General features: G+C 39.0%; 13 protein-coding genes. 11 read left to right on the plus strand and 2 right to left on the minus strand.

What is annotated here, in order from left to right:
- From ACST14_RS02385 to menD, 5 genes are all read left to right on the plus strand, one after another.
- Positions 1-1,443, plus strand: coding sequence for an LptF/LptG family permease (locus ACST14_RS02385; protein WP_459460182.1), 1,443 nt, complete (start codon positions 1-3; stop codon positions 1,441-1,443).
- 74 nt (positions 1,444-1,517) lie between these two features.
- Positions 1,518-1,793 (plus strand): 30S ribosomal protein S15, encoded by a 276-nt coding sequence (gene rpsO, locus ACST14_RS02390; protein ID WP_377980005.1) that lies wholly within the window; start codon positions 1,518-1,520, stop codon positions 1,791-1,793.
- Positions 1,794-1,908: 115 nt separating this feature from the next.
- Positions 1,909-4,062, plus strand: a complete 2,154-nt coding sequence (gene pnp, locus ACST14_RS02395) for a polyribonucleotide nucleotidyltransferase (RefSeq protein WP_459460184.1) — start codon at positions 1,909-1,911, stop codon at positions 4,060-4,062.
- Positions 4,063-4,124: 62 nt separating this feature from the next.
- Positions 4,125-4,988: a sigma-70 family RNA polymerase sigma factor gene (locus ACST14_RS02400; protein ID WP_377982372.1), complete on the plus strand. Its 864-nt coding sequence runs from the start codon at positions 4,125-4,127 to the stop codon at positions 4,986-4,988.
- A gap of 34 nt (positions 4,989-5,022) precedes the next feature.
- A complete protein-coding gene (menD, locus tag ACST14_RS02405) occupies positions 5,023-6,627 on the plus strand; it encodes a 2-succinyl-5-enolpyruvyl-6-hydroxy-3-cyclohexene-1-carboxylic-acid synthase (RefSeq protein ID WP_459460187.1) in 1,605 nt (534 codons plus the stop codon).
- Here menD and ACST14_RS02410 read toward each other — a convergent pair.
- Positions 6,613-7,356 carry a tetratricopeptide repeat protein gene (locus ACST14_RS02410; RefSeq protein WP_459460189.1) on the minus strand — a complete coding sequence of 248 codons (744 nt, stop codon included), beginning with the start codon at positions 7,354-7,356 and terminating at the stop codon, positions 6,613-6,615. The genes menD and ACST14_RS02410 overlap by 15 nt on opposite strands.
- Before the next feature lie 73 nt (positions 7,357-7,429).
- Here ACST14_RS02410 and ACST14_RS02415 point away from each other — a divergent pair, with 73 nt between their 5' ends.
- Together ACST14_RS02415 and ACST14_RS02420 are read left to right on the plus strand one after the other, a co-directional pair.
- A complete protein-coding gene (locus ACST14_RS02415) occupies positions 7,430-7,867 on the plus strand; it encodes a peptidylprolyl isomerase (protein WP_459460191.1) in 438 nt (145 codons plus the stop codon).
- Positions 7,867-8,103, plus strand: coding sequence for a hypothetical protein (locus tag ACST14_RS02420; RefSeq protein ID WP_459460193.1), 237 nt, complete (start codon positions 7,867-7,869; stop codon positions 8,101-8,103). The genes ACST14_RS02415 and ACST14_RS02420 overlap by 1 nt, the downstream gene beginning before the upstream one ends.
- Here ACST14_RS02420 and ACST14_RS02425 read toward each other — a convergent pair.
- Complete coding sequence (locus ACST14_RS02425; protein ID WP_459460195.1) at positions 8,100-9,863, minus strand: M61 family metallopeptidase; 1,764 nt, start codon at positions 9,861-9,863, stop codon at positions 8,100-8,102. The two genes, ACST14_RS02420 and ACST14_RS02425, sit on opposite strands and share 4 nt — an antisense overlap.
- 157 nt (positions 9,864-10,020) lie before the next feature.
- On the opposite strand from ACST14_RS02425, the gene ACST14_RS02430 reads away from it, so the two are divergent.
- The 4 genes from ACST14_RS02430 to ACST14_RS02445 are packed head-to-tail and all read left to right on the plus strand — an operon-like array spanning position 10,021 to position 16,400.
- On the plus strand, positions 10,021-12,885 hold the full coding sequence (locus tag ACST14_RS02430; protein WP_459460197.1) for a tetratricopeptide repeat protein: 2,865 nt from the start codon (positions 10,021-10,023) through the stop codon (positions 12,883-12,885).
- Positions 12,886-12,890: 5 nt separating this feature from the next.
- On the plus strand, positions 12,891-14,555 hold the full coding sequence (locus ACST14_RS02435) for a TonB-dependent receptor (protein ID WP_459460199.1): 1,665 nt from the start codon (positions 12,891-12,893) through the stop codon (positions 14,553-14,555).
- 2 nt (positions 14,556-14,557) lie between these two features.
- Complete coding sequence (locus tag ACST14_RS02440; protein ID WP_459460201.1) at positions 14,558-15,523, plus strand: HU domain-containing protein; 966 nt, start codon at positions 14,558-14,560, stop codon at positions 15,521-15,523.
- 4 nt (positions 15,524-15,527) lie between these two features.
- The gene (locus tag ACST14_RS02445; RefSeq protein WP_459460203.1) at positions 15,528-16,400 is read left to right on the plus strand and encodes a hypothetical protein; all 873 of its coding nucleotides are present in this window, start codon (positions 15,528-15,530) and stop codon (positions 16,398-16,400) included.
- Positions 16,401-16,405 lie beyond the last annotated feature (5 nt).

Consider the following 16,405-nt stretch of genomic DNA (forward strand, 5'->3'; position numbering starts at 1 on the left):
ATGCGTAAGATTGATAAATTAGTTCTTCAGGCGTTTTTAGGGCCATTTTCTTTGACATTCCTCGTTGTCATCTTTATTTTCCTATTGCGATTAGTGTTGTTTTACTTTGCTGATCTTTTTGGCAAAGACTTAGGCGCATTTGTCTATGTTGAACTATTTTTCTATTTCTCCTTAATTACAGTTCCCTTAGCGATGCCTTTATCGGTATTACTATCTTCCTTAATGACATTTGGGAAGCTGGGAGAGAACTTCGAGTTAACAGCATTAAAGAGTGCAGGAATTTCTATTTTCCGAATAATGCGGCCTATTTTAACAGTGGCGGTGTTTTTGAGCTTTTTTATGTTTTGGTTTATGAATGTGGCTTTGCCTTGGGCGAATATCAAAGGCTGGAGTTTACTTTATGACATTAAGACTACTAAAACGACCTTAAACATTAAGGAGGGTATTTTTTATACCGATTTGACGGGATATTCCATCAAAGTAGGGAAGAAATACCCGGATAATAAGACCCTAAAAAACTTACTTATTTATGATCATACGCATAATGACGGGAATCGCCATGTGACTTTGGCGGATTCGGCTTTGATGTATACCATCATGAATAAACGTTATTTAGTGTTTGAACTTTTTAATGGAAAAGATTATCTAGAGGATGCAGACCAAGGTTCTGTGATTAATCCGACGGAATTAGCGGTGCATGATTTCAAGAAAAGTAAAGTGGTGATGTCACTAGCGGTGTTTGATCTCCAAAAAACGGATGAGCAACAATTCGCCCATCACGAGATTATGCGCAATAATAATCAGTTAGCGGATGATGCAGATTCCTTGGCAAACACGATTAGCATTGTCAGAAGAGGATTCTTCAAAGCATCTTCTACTAATTTCTTGTACCAAGTTACCCCGGTGAATAAAACATTATCATTCTTTAAAAATACAGACTGGATAAAGCCAAGGCTAAAAAAGGAGTTACAGGCAAGTAAAACTAAAGTTCCTTACGATTTAGCAGCTCAGCAGGCGAAAAATATGATTACCTCAGGCGAAACGAATAGAGTCTTGCTGGAGGATTACGAATCAAAATTGAACAAAACGAACCTGGAATGGCACCACAAGTTCACGAATGCGATTGCCATTTTAGTGATGTTCCTGATCGGGGCTCCATTAGGGTCCATTATTAAGAAGGGGGGATTCGGTGTGCCGGTCGTGGTAGCGGTTTCCTTTTTTATATTACTGTATATTTTGACACAGCAGGGAGATAAGATGGCCAAAGAAGGGGCAATAATCCACCAAGTAGGGGCCTGGCTCGCTAATGGTATTTTAGCTTTAATCGGTGCTTACTTCCTAAAGATCGCATTAGCTGATTCGCGATTGTTTGAAACGGACTTTTATAAGGTGATTTGGGATAGACTAAAAAACCAAGTAGGTAGAGTAAAATCAGACGCCTAGAACATTTGTTTATTAGACATTAAAATTGTACTTTTGCAAATTCAATAATTATTTAAAACTTAAACTGGTAAAAGATGTATTTGTCACCTGAGAAAAAACAAGAAATTTTCGAAACAAAAGGGAAAGCAAAGTCTAAAATCGATACTGGTTCTTCTGAATCGCAAATTGCGCTATTCACGTATAGAATCAACTATCTGACTGAGCACTTAAAGAAAAACAAGAAAGACCACAGCACACGCTTAGGACTTTTGAAATTAGTAGGTAAGCGTCGTAGCTTACTAGATTACTTAACTCGTACTGATATCACACGTTACCGTGCAATCATTGCAGAATTAGGTATTCGTAAATAAGAATAACAGGGCTCCATTTCATTGGAGCCCTATTTTATTCTACCGCTGTAAACGTTTGAAACGTTCAAACAAATCTTAAATCACGCGAGGTTGCGTGAAATTTATTCAAAATCGTATGTCATTTAACATCATTACAAAGCATATTTCAATGCCAGACGGCAAAGAAGTCTCGATTGAAACTGGCAAATTAGCCAAACAAGCGGACGGATCAGTCGTTGTAAAATCAGGAAATATGATGTTGTTAGCTACTGTAGTGGCTAACAAAGAGGCCAAAGAAGGAGTTGATTTCCTTCCTTTATCAGTAGACTATCAAGAAAAATTTGCGTCAAATGGACGTATCCCTGGAAGTTTCTTAAAAAGAGAGGCGCGCCTTTCCGATTATGAAATTTTGATCTCTCGTTTAGTAGACCGCGCATTGCGCCCTACATTCCCGGATGATTATCATGCAGATGTTCAAGTGTTAATTAACTTGATCTCAGCAGATGCTGAAGTATTACCAGATGCATTTGTCGGTTTAGCGGCAGCTGCGGCTTTGGCCGTATCTGATATTCCCTTTAACGGACCTATCTCTGAAGTTCGTGTAGCGAAAATCAACGGTGTATATAAAGTAAACCCAAGCGTAAGCGAATTAGCTGGAGCTAGCTTAGAATTATTAGTTGCTGCAAACGCAAACGATATTTTAATGGTAGAAGGTGAAGGAGATGAAATTTCTGAAACCGAAATGCTAGAAGCTTTACGTATTGCACACGACGCGATTAAAATTCAATGTACTGCATTGAACGAATTAACCATCGCTTGTGGTAAAACTGAAAAGCGCGTTTACAGCCACGAAACACATAACGAAGAGTTACGTGCTGAACTGTGGAAAAACTACTACGAAAAATACTTAGCAGTAGCTAAATTAGCTAATCCGAAGAAAGAAGAGCGTAAAGCTGGTTTCAAGGCAATTGTAGACGAATTTATCGCCTCTTTACCGGAAGATCACACGGTAAATCTTTCTTTAGCGAAAGTATATTTACACGATATCGAAAAAGAAGCAGCTCGTCAATTAGTATTGCAAGAGCGCTACCGTTTAGATGGTCGTAAATTGAATGAAATCCGTCAAATCACGTGTGAAGTAGATTATTTACCTACGCCACACGGTTCGTCTGTTTTCACTCGTGGTGAAACTCAATCCTTAACTACCGTTACTTTAGGTACGAAAATGGATGAGCAAATCATCGATCAAGCAATGACACAAGGGTACAACAAGTTCATGTTGCACTATAACTTCCCAGGCTTCTCTACAGGGGAGGTAAAACCTAACCGTGGAGTAGGACGTCGTGAAGTAGGTCACGGAAACTTAGCAATGCGTGCGATTAAGAAGGTTTTGCCTAAAATGGAAGACTTCCCTTACACCTTACGTATTGTTTCTGATATCTTAGAATCAAATGGTTCGTCTTCGATGGCGACAGTTTGTGCAGGTACTTTGGCCTTAATGGACGCAGGTGTAAAAATCAAAGCGCCTGTTTCAGGTATCGCGATGGGATTAATTTCTGATCCTAAAACGGGAAAATACGCTGTATTATCTGATATCTTAGGTGATGAAGATCACTTAGGCGATATGGACTTCAAGGTAACAGGTACGGAAAATGGTATCACAGCTTGCCAAATGGACATTAAAGTACAAGGTTTATCTTATGAGGTTTTAGCGGAAGCATTAACTCAAGCGAAGGAAGGTCGTTTACACATCTTAAACGAGATGAAGAAAGCGATGCCAGCGGTTAGAGAAGATTTCAAGCCTCAAACTCCTCGTGCTACAGTTATCAAGATTATGAAAGACCAAATCGGTTCGGTAATCGGACCAGGTGGTAAAGTCGTTCAAGATATCCAAAAGCAATCAGGTGCTACCGTTACGATCGAAGAAAAAGAAGATGGTGGATACGTAAGTATCTTCTCTGCTAACGGAGATGCGATGGCGAAAGCGGTCAGCATGGTTCGTGGAATCGTAACTTTACCAGAGGTAGGAGAGATTTATGAAGGAAAAGTGAAGAATATTCAAGCATTCGGAGCTTTTGTGGAATTTTTACCGGGTAAAGATGGTTTACTACATATCTCTGAGATTTCATGGGATCGCATCGACACAATGGATGGTGTTTTCAAAGAAGGAGATAAAGTACGGGTTCAATTAGTCGAGGTAGATAAGAAAACGGGTAAATTCCGTTTGTCTGCTAAGGTTCTTTTACCTAAGCCTGAAAAACCAGAGGCTCCAGCTGCTTCAGCTGAATAATATTAGTATATCCTGAGTCGTCTGCTTCGGTAGGCGACTCATTCATTCTGTTGTAAGATCTTATGAGACAGCTAAAAATTAGCAAACAAATTACCAACAGGGAAAGTCAATCTCTAGACAAATACCTTCAAGAGATCGGTAAAGTCGATTTATTGACTCCGGATGAAGAGGTAATCCTCGCGCAGAAAATCCGCGAAGGGGATCAATTATCATTAGAGCGTTTAACGAAAGCAAACCTTCGTTTCGTGGTATCCGTTGCAAAACAATACCAAAACCAAGGTCTTAGCTTAGGCGACTTAATTAACGAAGGAAACTTAGGTTTGATCAAAGCAGCACAGCGTTTTGATGAAACTCGTGGTTTTAAATTCATTTCGTATGCAGTTTGGTGGATTCGTCAATCAATCCTACAAGCTTTAGCGGAGCAATCTCGTATCGTACGTTTACCCTTAAATAGAGTAGGTTCTTTGAATAAAATTTCAAAAACATTCTCTGAATTAGAGCAAAAATTCGAGCGTGAGCCTTCACCAGAAGAATTAGCAGAGGTTTTAGAGATCTCAACCGGCGAAGTAGTGGATACCTTGAAAATTTCAGGTCGTCACGTTTCTATGGATGCACCTTTCGTACAAGGAGAAGAAAACTCGCTTTTAGACGTATTAGAGAATGATTCTGAGGACAAACCGGATTCTGGTTTGATCAACGATTCCCTTCGTCGTGAAGTACAACGGGCACTTTCTACCTTAACTCAACGTGAGGCAGATGTAGTTACTTTGTATTTTGGCTTAAATGGAGAACATGCAATGACTTTAGAAGAGATCGGTGAGAAATTTAATTTAACTCGCGAGCGTGTGAGACAAATTAAAGAGAAAGCGATCCGTCGTTTACGACACACTTCTCGAAGCAAAGCTCTAAAAACATATCTTGGATAATTTTTAAAAGCCTCTCACGAGGCTTTTTTTTGCTATGGCATTTCCTAAAGGCATCATCGAACTCGTAGACTCTTTATACCAACAAGGTGTAAATGAAGCTATTATATGTCCTGGATCTAGAAATGCTCCCTTAATGCTAGCTTTAACGCGTCATGGAGGTTTTACTTGCTATTCTATATCGGACGAACGTTCAGCTGGATTTTTTGGCCTAGGAATCGCCCTAAAAACGGGTCGAGCAGTGATTCTCTGCTGTACCTCCGGATCTGCTGGATTAAATTTTGCTCCAGCCGTCGTAGAAGCCTTCTTTCAAGAAGTTCCACTCATCGTGCTTACAGCAGATCGCCCGAAAGAATGGATTGGACAATGGGATGGCCAAACAATTTACCAAGAAAACTTATTTGGAAAGCATTCAAAGGCTTTTTTTGATTTCGAAACAGATGATTGCTCTTTAGCGCCATCTGTAACATTAGCAGAGCCAAAAGGTCCTGTTCAGATAAATGTACCGATTAGGGAGCCGTTTTATCCTGAGCCAGGTTTCATTTTGGAAAATAGCTCAGCTATTTTCCAAAATGAAACCCGGACAAAGTTCAAAGTTCAAAGTTCAAAGATGGACTTTGCCTATTTCAATCAGGAGATCGCCGCTGCTGAAAAGATTCTTGTTACCGTAGGCCAAATGGAGGATAATTCCATCTTCGAAACATTATCAGCTTATGGTATTCCAGTAATAGGGGATGCGACGTCGAATTGTGGCAGTAACATCGCTCATGATTTGATTCTCGCTGATGAAACGGCATGGCCAGACTTGCAACCAGACTTGCACATTCACTTCGGAAAATCTTTTGTTTCCAAGCGAATTAAGCAATTTTTGCGTTCTCATAAGCCTAAGCAATCCTGGCTCATCCACCCAAATCCAATAGGCAGACCGGATCCATTCCTTTGTTTAAGTCATGTCATCCACACAGATGCTACGTCGTTTATCGAAGGCACGGAGTGGAAACAGAAAAACTGGAATACCTGGAATTCCACTAAAATAGCAATTTCACAATCTGCATTTTTTGCCCATCCCAATTGGACGGAAATTCACTTATACCAAACGATTACCGATGCCATTGAGAAACAAAATGCAGAAGTACACGTGGCTAATTCGTTGGCTGTCAGGTACATTAACTGGACTTTGGCAAAATTCAATAAAACAGAAGTTTACTCGAACCGCGGCACTAGCGGAATCGATGGATGTTTGAGTACAGCAGTGGGAGCTGCCGGAAAAACAGACAAATTATGCATCTCCATCATAGGGGATGTGGCCTTCCAATACGATCGCAATGCGCTATGGAATAAATACATCCCATCCAATTTGCGCATCATTGTATTTAATAATGGGGGTGGGGGAATTTTCCGAAATTTAGATGGAGCAAAAGACCTGCCGGAGTTGAACGAATTTATGGAAACTGAACAAGGTTTTACGGCAGAAAATACGGCTAAGGACGCTAAAATAAGCTATTTTTCGGCTAGCAAAACATCCGATTTAAAGCTAGATGCCTTTTTCCAAAACGAAGGTCCAGCACTTTTAGAAATTCATACGAATTCGGTCGAAAACGCGGAGGAATTGAAAAAATATATGGCCTTATTTAAGGCTTGATTTGGCCTGAATTTTGGCCCAATTCTTTAAATACAATTCATTTTTCGGATCCTTTTCCAGCGCCTTTTTCACATAGGACGCCGCTAAATCCCATTGCATTCGCTGAATAGCCAGAAAACCTAAATTATTATACAGTAAATCAGGGTATTTGCCCGTTTTCAAAGCCTTTTTAAATACGGCTTCAGCTAAATCGATTTCGTTCATCTCTTGCAATACCACGCCTTTATTAATTAGGGTTTCAACAGAGTTTGAATCTAGGGACAAAGACCGCTCGTAAGAGGCTAAAGAACTGTTTAAATCACTCTTTTGAAGCAAAATATCACCCTGCAAGGTCCAATTCGCAGCCGAATCAGGGAAGGACTTCACTAAAAGCTGTGCCGCGGGTAGAGCTTCATCGAGGCGATCCAAAATTTGCAGCATTTCGGCTTTTTTAAAGAGGGCAGGAGCGAATTTAGGATCTAATTCAATGGCTTTGGAAAAGTCCGCTAAGGCCTCTTCATTTTTTTCTAAAGTTTTGTAAATCAAACCCCGGTTATAATAGGCATCCGAGAAATCAGGTTGTTTTCCAATGGCCTCCGTATACCATTTAATCGCCTCATGGTATTCTTTTTCCTTCCACTTCGCATTACCGCGTAAAAAGAAGGCAGATGCTTCGCGCTTTTCATCTTCCGATGCGTTACTGCAAGCAAAGAGCAAAATAGAGGCAATAAAAATTATCAGGTATTTCATGTTCGGAAAGAAAGTACAATTTAAATAATTCAAATTTCATTCGCATCTTTGTAGCTTAATTAAATGTAAAATTATGGCATACGCAGAAATGTTAACCGATAAAGGGTTAATGAAAATTGAATTCTACACAGAGGATACACCTATCCACGTAAAAAACTTCATCGACTTAGCTGAAAAAGGCTTTTATGACGGTATTACCTTCCACCGAGTGATTAACGATTTCGTGATTCAAGGTGGTTGTCCAGATGGAACTGGAGCTGGTGGTCCTGGTTATACAATTCCTTGTGAATTAGCTGGAAATAATCAATTCCACGATCGCGGCGTTTTATCTATGGCTCACCGTGGACCTAATACAGGTGGCTCACAATTCTTCATTTGTCACTCACGTAACAATACGGCTCACTTAGACCGCAAGCACACGTGTTTTGGTAAAGTAATTGAAGGATTAGACGTTATTGATTTAGTACGCGAAGGAGATAAAATCCAGAGCGTTAAAATCATCCAAGACTAATGCATTTTATCAAGGAAATAACTCATCCACAGATGCGAATCTCACTTTTTGAGTGGAATTCGAAGTATATCGTGAAGTTCGAGACTCCACAGCTGGAGCAGTGCTACAAGTATTCTGTGTTGGATTTTTCCTCCCAAAAAGAAATAGAGGAGCTGGTATCCAGCTCCTCCTTTCAAGAGTTTGTCTTACAGACATTTAAGAACATGTACGCCGAAATGGCTACGCATGCTGATTAATTACCGCCTAACCATTTATGGCGTAATTTCAATTGCGCTTCGGAAGGACTAGCGTCAGATACAATGGCAAATGCTTTCAAAGACGTTTGTTGTACCGCTACTAGAAACGTACGCTCCATTCCATCTCGTTTAATAGTGAAAACGACGGAATCCCCTGGTTTCTTATCAACTAGTAATTTATCCATTCCTTGAAAATCAGCGCCATTTACTTTTGATACCTCGTCACCCACATTTAATCCTGCCACATAAGCTGCTCCGCCTTTATAAATGGACACTACGCGACCTGATGCAATAGATACCCCTAAATAAGGAACCGTTTTAGCTAGGTTCGCATCAGTGAATTGGTAGCCAAAAGCGTTAAATAGGCTCGAATACGCTGGCGTCTTCACACCATATATATGTGTTTTGAAGAAATCTGCAGCAGAAACTCCGGCTACTTTAGAAAAGACATCCTCTAATTCTTGATCCGTAAAGCCACGCCCAGCTTTCAAATAATAGGTTTGATAAAGTAATTTGAATACATCATCTAAACATTTTACCCCTTTCGTTTGCTGAATGATCCACATATTCAAAACACCTCCTAATAATGAGCCTTTGTCATAATAAGAAACAGATGAGTTACGGGAATTTTCATTAGGACGGTAATACTTAATCCAAGCATCCCAACTTGCCTCTGCCGCTGATTCTACTTGATTTCCAGGCGTATTTTCAACTCCAGCAATTTCATCCCCTAAAGCCTTGATATAATCCGCAGTAGAAACCAAACCTGTTCGTTGATTGATCACATCTGCATAATAGCTCGTGATTCCCTCTGAGAACCATAAATTATGTGTATAATTCTCATTTTCATAGTCAAATGGCCCTAAAGCTTTGGGACGAATACGCTTCACATTCCACAAGTGGAAATATTCATGAGCTAATAAATTCATAATCCCTTGGTAACCTTTCGTTGTTTCATATCCAGAACGCGTTACCTGACAAGTCGTTGAATACAAATGCTCAAGACCGCCACCACCACGATTCAAATTATGGATAATGAACAAATAATGGTCGCAAGGATGTTCTCCTATGACTTTCTGAGCCTCCTCAGCCATCTTTTGTACGTCAGCTAAGAATTTTACTGAATCCACTTTTGCTGGGCCATAAAAAGCTATTTGATGTGGAACATTATTCACTTTGAAGTCCCAAACCTTGTGATTCCCAATCTCAATAGGGGAGTCTATCAACTCATCTAGGTTCTTAGCCACATAATTGAAGCCGCCTACATTTTTCATAGCGGTCGACACCTTTTTGAAGTCTTTGTACGGGATAATACTTAATTCCTGAGGCAATGCAGCGAATTTAGGCGCATACATCAATACACTCGCTGGATTAATGTAGCCGTGAGCGTCATCTAGAAAAGAGGTACGAACCGACATTTCATAGGCATAGACTCGGTAATTAACTGAAACTTGCTTCAGGCCTGGACTCAAGGAAACTCGCCACGTATTTTTGTTGATTTTAGAGATAGCAATTTTTTGACCATTGGATTCTGCTGAAACAGACTCCACATTTTTTGCAAATTCGCGAATTAAATAGGATCCAGGGGTCCAAGCAGCCATCTTAAGGTCAATAAAAGCTGTTTCTTTGTTGACGTCTACTGTCGTTTTCACTTCAAAATAGTGAGAAAACGGTTCTGACATCCTGATTTCGTGCTTAATGGGTCCTGCTAAGCTGCAGAACGATAGAAACAGGCCGAATAATAGTAGTTTGAATTTCATATTTATTTTTGTTGAGAAATAGATTTTGGTAAAATTATAAAAATCAGCCGTATAGTCTAACATATGCTATTTTTTTACAACTTTTTCTAAATCTCTAAACAATTATTTGACATAAAAATCGTATTATTGTTTAGTCGTGATAATTGACAATAAACCTATGGTATTTAGATCATCCTTTTACTGCCTCGTCCTATTTTTATCCCTACATTTCTCGTCTTTCGCTCAACAGTCTTTGGCCTTTGAGAGCAATCAAATTCACTTTAGTCAAGGTAAAGAGTATTTTGATGCCGCTAACTATGTAGCAGCGCGCGAAGAGTTCGCAAACTACTTAAGTAGGCAATCAGACGCGACTAAAAACGAAGTAATTTTAGCTGAATACTACCAGGTTTTATGTTCACTTTATTTGAATCAACCTGAAATAGATGTTTTGGGGTATCATTTCAATCTAAATCACCCGAATAGCCCGCAAAGCAACTTACTTTTTAGAAAAATCGGATTGTATTTCTATGATATAGCGAATTACGTTAAAGCTATTCGTTACCTTGAAAATTCCTCCTTAGGAAACGTAGAGGCACGTTATAAATTAGGTGTTGCTTATTTTGAGACAAAAGACTTTGATAATGCGTTAGCGCTTTTCAATGAAGTAAAGACGGATCCTGATGAAGAATACGCCTTTTTAGCTGCTTATTATGCTGGCGTGATTCATTATCAACAAAAGAATTACCTAGAAGCCATTGCTGATTTCAAGAAATCAAACGGCCATTCTAAATTCCGTAAAGACTTACCCTATTGGTTAATCTCCTCCTATCAGCAAACTGCCCAATGGGATGAATTATTGAAATATGCAGAGCCTATCATTTCAACGCATCCAGATTTAGCCTTATTAGTGGCTGAAGTTCAATTTAAGAAAGCCCTATATGCGAAGGCGGCGAAGAGTTTTGGCGATTATTTAACAGCTAATAAAAACAACGCAGCTACCTATAAAAAAGGCTTTGCACTTTATTCGATTGAAAAATACGAGGATGCCATTCAAACCATCGAAGGATTATTAAAATCGGATTCATTAGGCCAAAAAGCCTTTTATCTTCAAGGTTTGGCTAAATTGAAACTGGGTAAAAAATCGGATGCTGCTGTGGCTTTCAATCAATCTGGGGCCTTAGCTTTTGATCTAGATCTGCAAGAAGAAGCACAATTCAAATCCCTCAGCATTTCAATCGACTTAGGAAAATGGACAGAAGGCCTTCAGGCAATTGAACGATTTGGAAAAAAGTATCCAAACAGTTCATTTACGGCATCTTACCAAAGTTTCGCTGCTGATGCCATTTTGAAATTAACCGCCTTACAAACCGCCACCACTTTACTAAAATCAGGCATTCCAGTGTCGGATGAAATGAAAGTAGCTTATCAGACCCTAACTTATAATATAGGAATAAAGACTTATAACAAGGAGCAATACAAAGAGGCCATGACTTATTTTGATCAGGCCATTGCACAAGGAGCTAATCAAAACTTAACGGATGAAGCCTCTTTTGGAAAAGCAGAGTGCCTATCTCAAATTAAGGATTTCGATGCGGCTATCCAGGTATATAAGCCCTTGTTAAGTGGTAAACATTCAGCTGATTTCCTTCAAAGGAATCGCATAGGTATCGCTTATGCCTATTTCTCGGTAAAAGATTTTACCAATGCGAACACCTATTTTAAGACCTACATAGATCAATTAAAGGCAAATCCAGCAGGAAAAGCGAATGCAAATGCCCTTCTGCGTTTAGCTGACACTTATTTAGTAGCTAAAAACTACCGGGAGGCCTTAAGCTATTATAATCAAGCGATCGAAAATGTAAAAACGGAGAAGGATTATGCGATGTACCAAAAAGGGATCACGCTAGTCTACCTCGAAAGGGATGCTGAAGCAAAAGCAACCTTCCAAGCATTGAAGAAGTCATTTCCTAATACCAAGTTTGGGGATGATGCAAGCTTTCAAGAAAACCTCATTTCCTTCCGTGCAGGTAAATATGCCGATGCAATCGCAGGATTCACCGATTTAATAACAAATCAACCTAATAGCCCCTATTACGCAGAGTCTATTTTAAAAAGAGCGCAATCCTATTCGAATTCGAAACAACCAGAAAAAGCGATTACGGATTATAAGGAAGTAATCGAAAAGTATGCGAAAGAGACTTTTGCAAAAGATGCTGTGGCAGGACTTCAAGAAGAATTAAATGGGGTAGGGCGTCCGGAAGAAATAACTGCTTATTTAAATATGTACCAAAACAGCAGTTTAAATGACGAAGAAAAGACTGATTTAGAATACCAGGCAGCTAAAGGGATTTATTTAGGCGAAAAATACGACAAGGCTATTGAGCCGTTGAAAAATTTCGTTGCACACTTCCCCGCTGATGAACGCATAAGTGAGGTAACCTACTTAATTGCTGATGCAGCGAATCGATCTAATAATAAAGCGTTGGCTTTTGAATTTTACAAAAAAGTAATCGAACAAAACGTTCATCCATCTTTAAATTCAGTCATCACTAAAGTAGCTGATATGGAATTTGATTCAGCAGCTTATCAGAATGCCATTATTCACTACCGATTATTAAAAGAAAAAGGAGTGGATTCATCAGTCATCATTCGCTCTAATAAACGTATCCTCGAATCCTATCTTAAATTATCGGAATTAGATTCTGCTTTGATTGCCTATCAAGAATACCAAACCTCTGTTAGTAAAGAAGCTGACGGTATAGAGCAATCGGCTTTATTATTCCTTGATATTATTCTATTAAATAATGCAAAGGGCAATTACGCGACTTCGAATGAGATGATATTAGACAAATTCAGAAACGAATTTGCCGAAGTAGCAGATGCTACCCTAGGAAAAGCCTACTTACTTTTAGCAAAAAATTTGTTCGAGCTTAAAAACCTTGCTCAAACTAAGGCCACTTTAAAATCCATTATTGATAATTCAGAGGATAAGGAGAGCGTTGATGCTGCTAAAAACCTAATGAAAACCTATTTCCCTAAATAATGAATATGAGATTCACATCTAAGATCGTTATAGCCTCCTTTTTCAGTCTGATTACCATCTCCAGTTATGGTCAACAGAAGAAGGAAGGATCCATTCAAAATGAAGAGTTTGTCACGGAAAAGGTACGTAAAATTGAAGTTCAGCCTGCCATGAGCCGTTCATTTGAAGCTTTAAATGAAATTCCTGATTATAGCAAGGATCATAAAGTTGATTTTAATTTTGATGTGTCTAAGCCGCAATCACTTGTTTTACCAAGTATCCAAACGAATGTAATTGGCCCCCGGACAGGAGAGGAGTTAAAATCCCCTTTTGGATCTAAAGCAAAAAACTCGATAAAAATTGGTGCTGGAAATTATGGCCACACATTATTGAATGGACATTTTGGATATAATCCGACCGAAAAAGAATCAAGAGGATTGTATATTAATCATGATGCTAATTCCATGGGACCCACTGATAATGCTTTTTCAAGTCGCTCAGAAAATGAAATCAAAGTTTATTCTCAGTCGCTTTGGTCAAAAGCTCTTCTAAAGGCTTCGCTTGATTACCGCCGCACGGCCACTAATTTTTATGGCAAGGAAAGTATACCTGCAAATACCCCAGAAGATGCCTTTGGCGTAAATTATAACCAACTAAAATTCAATGGAGACATCTACAGCGCTACAGAAGGCAAAAAATTTAGCTATCAAGCTGGAACAGAGTTTTCTTCTCTATCGGGTAATTTAGCTCCTAAAGAATGGATGTCTTCAAGTTACTTAAAATCCTCTTACGCTATTTCAGACGGACTTACATTCCGCGTGAGTGGAGATGCCATCCTTTCTAATTTCACTAGCAATACATCAATAAACAGAAATTTCTTCCGATTGCAGCCTAGTTTATCTTATGATATATTACCACGCTTAATTCTGGAAGCTGGTTTAAATGCCGTACAAGATGAGGATTTGAGACTTTATCCTAAAGTTCATGTTCGATTTAGAGCAAATGACTTTATTCGCTTATTTGTTGGATTAGAGGGAAATACACAATTTAATTCCTACCAAAGCAGTTTATTAACGAACCCTTGGTTATCCCAATCCATCAGCTTACAAAATACCCAACAAAAGTGGATGATCTCCGGAGGTTTAACGGGTAGTAACGAGCGCAACGTACATTATGAATTGAAAGCATCGTATGGCGAATATGCTAAAATGGCCTTCTTTACAGCCTCTGCAGCCGACTTATCTCAATTTGATATCTTATATTCTACTGCTAACGCAGCCGTTTCTGTCTTACAAATGCAAGCTAACTTTAAGATGTCTATTTCAGATAAGGTTCAATCCGATTTGCAGGTGGATTATACCAATTATGGAAATTTGGGGAATCTATTATACGCATACCACCGACCTAATATTCAAATTGCTTGGAGAAACACGATAAATGTTCTTCCTAAATTTAAGGTATTGCCTGAAATTTACTTTATAGGTGGATTATATGGCTTTAATCCAAGAACCCAAAAGTCAACTACGTTAGATAACATCGTGGATCTGAATGTAAAGGGAGAATATGCCGTTACAGAGAAATTCACAGCCAGTTTATCAGCTAATAATATCCTGGGAAAAAATTACCAACGATATTTATTTTATCCGACTCAAGGTTTTAACTTTACAGCAACTCTCGCATATTCATTTTAATAATGACCGAATTTTATACCTTTCTTGAGCACTTACTCTACGACCACGAATGCGTAATTATCCCCAATTTTGGTGGTTTTGTAGTCAACGCTCAGGGTTTTCAGTTGAACGAGAAGGATGGAAAAATTCATCCGAAGAAAAAATGCGTTGCTTTCAATGAAAAACTAAAAACAGACGATCGATTCCTTAGCACAGAATGGGCTAAGAATAGGTCTATTTCACAAAAAGAGGCATCCTTAGAAATTGTTAGCATAAGTAAAGAATTAAAATCACAATTAATTTCCCAGAGAGAATTGACTATCGGAGCTTTGGGTTCCTTTACCTTAATTCAAGAAAATCGAATTTCATTTTCCCCTAACCCGGATTTTAACGCTGATTTAGATGTATTTGGTCTTTTCCCAGTAGGACTGGGGCATGCATCCGTTTTAAAGGAGAAAAAGCCAGAGCTAATGGCAGCGCCTATTGCTGAAGATTTACCAGAAGTAACACCAGACGAGATTAAGCCGGTTCAATTGACTAAATCCATCTATGTATATGCCTTTATAGCGTTTATACTAGGAGGGCTAGGTGCTTTTTTCTTAACTGCGCCAGCGACTAATCAATCGCAAAGCTCTTTAAATCCAATTAAGATAGAGAAGAAGGCAATTCCAGTTGTAGCCACTGTACCTGTAATAGATAGCCTCAAAACCCTTCCTGCACCGGTAGTAGTAGAAACAAAGGAGGATGTGAAATCAGAGGTCATTTATTTAGTGGCTGCCAGTTTCCAATCTTTAGCGCAAGCTGAAAAAGGCCTAAAAGAATTCAAATCACGCGGTTTTGACCAGGCGGAGATTATTCTGAAAAATGAGACAACGAAATTCTATCGCATTAGTCTAGGATCGGAGAGATCGATGGATGCGGGTTATGCTAAAGCAGCAGAATTTAAAGAATCAAAAAAAGTAGATATTTGGGTCTATAAAGCCTTTTAATTTCATGACGAATACTGTAGAACAAAAGAATTTAGAACGAAAAAACCAACGGAAGGCATTAGCGATCACGCTAGTGATTCAAGGTTTGTTGTTCTTAATGTTTTGGTATGCGAAAGTATGGTCAGCAGAAGAAATGAAGCTTGAATTACCTGAACCTGGATTCCAGGTAAATTATGGTACTGATGACGAAGGGGGAGGAAATGTACAATCCTATAATCAAGCGAGTGATTTACAAAATAATGATGAATCCCAACCTGCCGAAAAAGAAACAGAAGTAGCTGCAGTGACTAAAGCAAAACCTACGCCTAGTTCGAAAGAGACGGTCATTAGTTCGGTAGTAAAAAGTCCTGTTAGTATTTCAGAAAATACAAAAAAGACAGCCGTAGTTTCTACTAAACCAGCTCCTGAGCCAGAAGAAAAAATTGACGAGGGTGCTTTATTTAAGAAAAAAACAACCAGCAATGGTACTAGAGGTACTAATCCAAATCCAGGAGGAAATTCAAATGGAACGGATGCAGGTAAAATAGGGGATAAAGGAAGTCGAAACGGAACTATCAATAATTCAACTAATTATGCTGGCAATGGCGGAAGCGGAGATGGCGCAGGTAGTTCATCTGTAAACATCGCTGGCTGGAGAATTGCTAATCGTCCTAACGTTAAAGATGATACCGGTGAAACGGGATTGATTCGATTCACGATTAAAATCGATGAAGACGGAAATATCATCAAATTAGTCATTGCGGAGAATTCATTCTCAAATTCTTTGGCACAGAAATACAAAAGAGCCATCGAGAAGTCAAAATTCATTAAAACTTCCTCAGGACCTAGTCCTAAAGAAGCGACCGGGTCTATCACCTTCCGAGTAGGAGAAAGATAGGCAAT

The sequence above is a fragment of the Aquirufa sp. A-Brett2-15D genome, from assembly GCF_054558735.1.

Bases quoted from the DNA above. Each gene is read 5' to 3' on its own strand.
- ACST14_RS02425 (WP_459460195.1), bottom strand. From the start codon at position 9,863: ATGAAATTCAAACTACTATTATTCGGCCTGTTTCTATCGTTCTGCAGC.
- ACST14_RS02410 (WP_459460189.1), bottom strand. From the start codon at position 7,356: ATGAAATACCTGATAATTTTTATTGCCTCTATTTTGCTCTTTGCTTGC.
- ACST14_RS02420 (WP_459460193.1), top strand. From the start codon at position 7,867: ATGCATTTTATCAAGGAAATAACTCATCCACAGATGCGAATCTCACTT.
- ACST14_RS02415 (WP_459460191.1), top strand. From the start codon at position 7,430: ATGGCATACGCAGAAATGTTAACCGATAAAGGGTTAATGAAAATTGAA.
- ACST14_RS02445 (WP_459460203.1), top strand. From the start codon at position 15,528: ATGACGAATACTGTAGAACAAAAGAATTTAGAACGAAAAAACCAACGG.
- ACST14_RS02400 (WP_377982372.1), top strand. From the start codon at position 4,125: ATGAGACAGCTAAAAATTAGCAAACAAATTACCAACAGGGAAAGTCAA.
- menD (WP_459460187.1), top strand. From the start codon at position 5,023: ATGGCATTTCCTAAAGGCATCATCGAACTCGTAGACTCTTTATACCAA.
- rpsO (WP_377980005.1), top strand. From the start codon at position 1,518: ATGTATTTGTCACCTGAGAAAAAACAAGAAATTTTCGAAACAAAAGGG.
- ACST14_RS02385 (WP_459460182.1), top strand. From the start codon at position 1: ATGCGTAAGATTGATAAATTAGTTCTTCAGGCGTTTTTAGGGCCATTT.
- pnp (WP_459460184.1), top strand. From the start codon at position 1,909: ATGTCATTTAACATCATTACAAAGCATATTTCAATGCCAGACGGCAAA.
- ACST14_RS02440 (WP_459460201.1), top strand. From the start codon at position 14,558: ATGACCGAATTTTATACCTTTCTTGAGCACTTACTCTACGACCACGAA.
- ACST14_RS02430 (WP_459460197.1), top strand. From the start codon at position 10,021: ATGGTATTTAGATCATCCTTTTACTGCCTCGTCCTATTTTTATCCCTA.
- ACST14_RS02435 (WP_459460199.1), top strand. From the start codon at position 12,891: ATGAGATTCACATCTAAGATCGTTATAGCCTCCTTTTTCAGTCTGATT.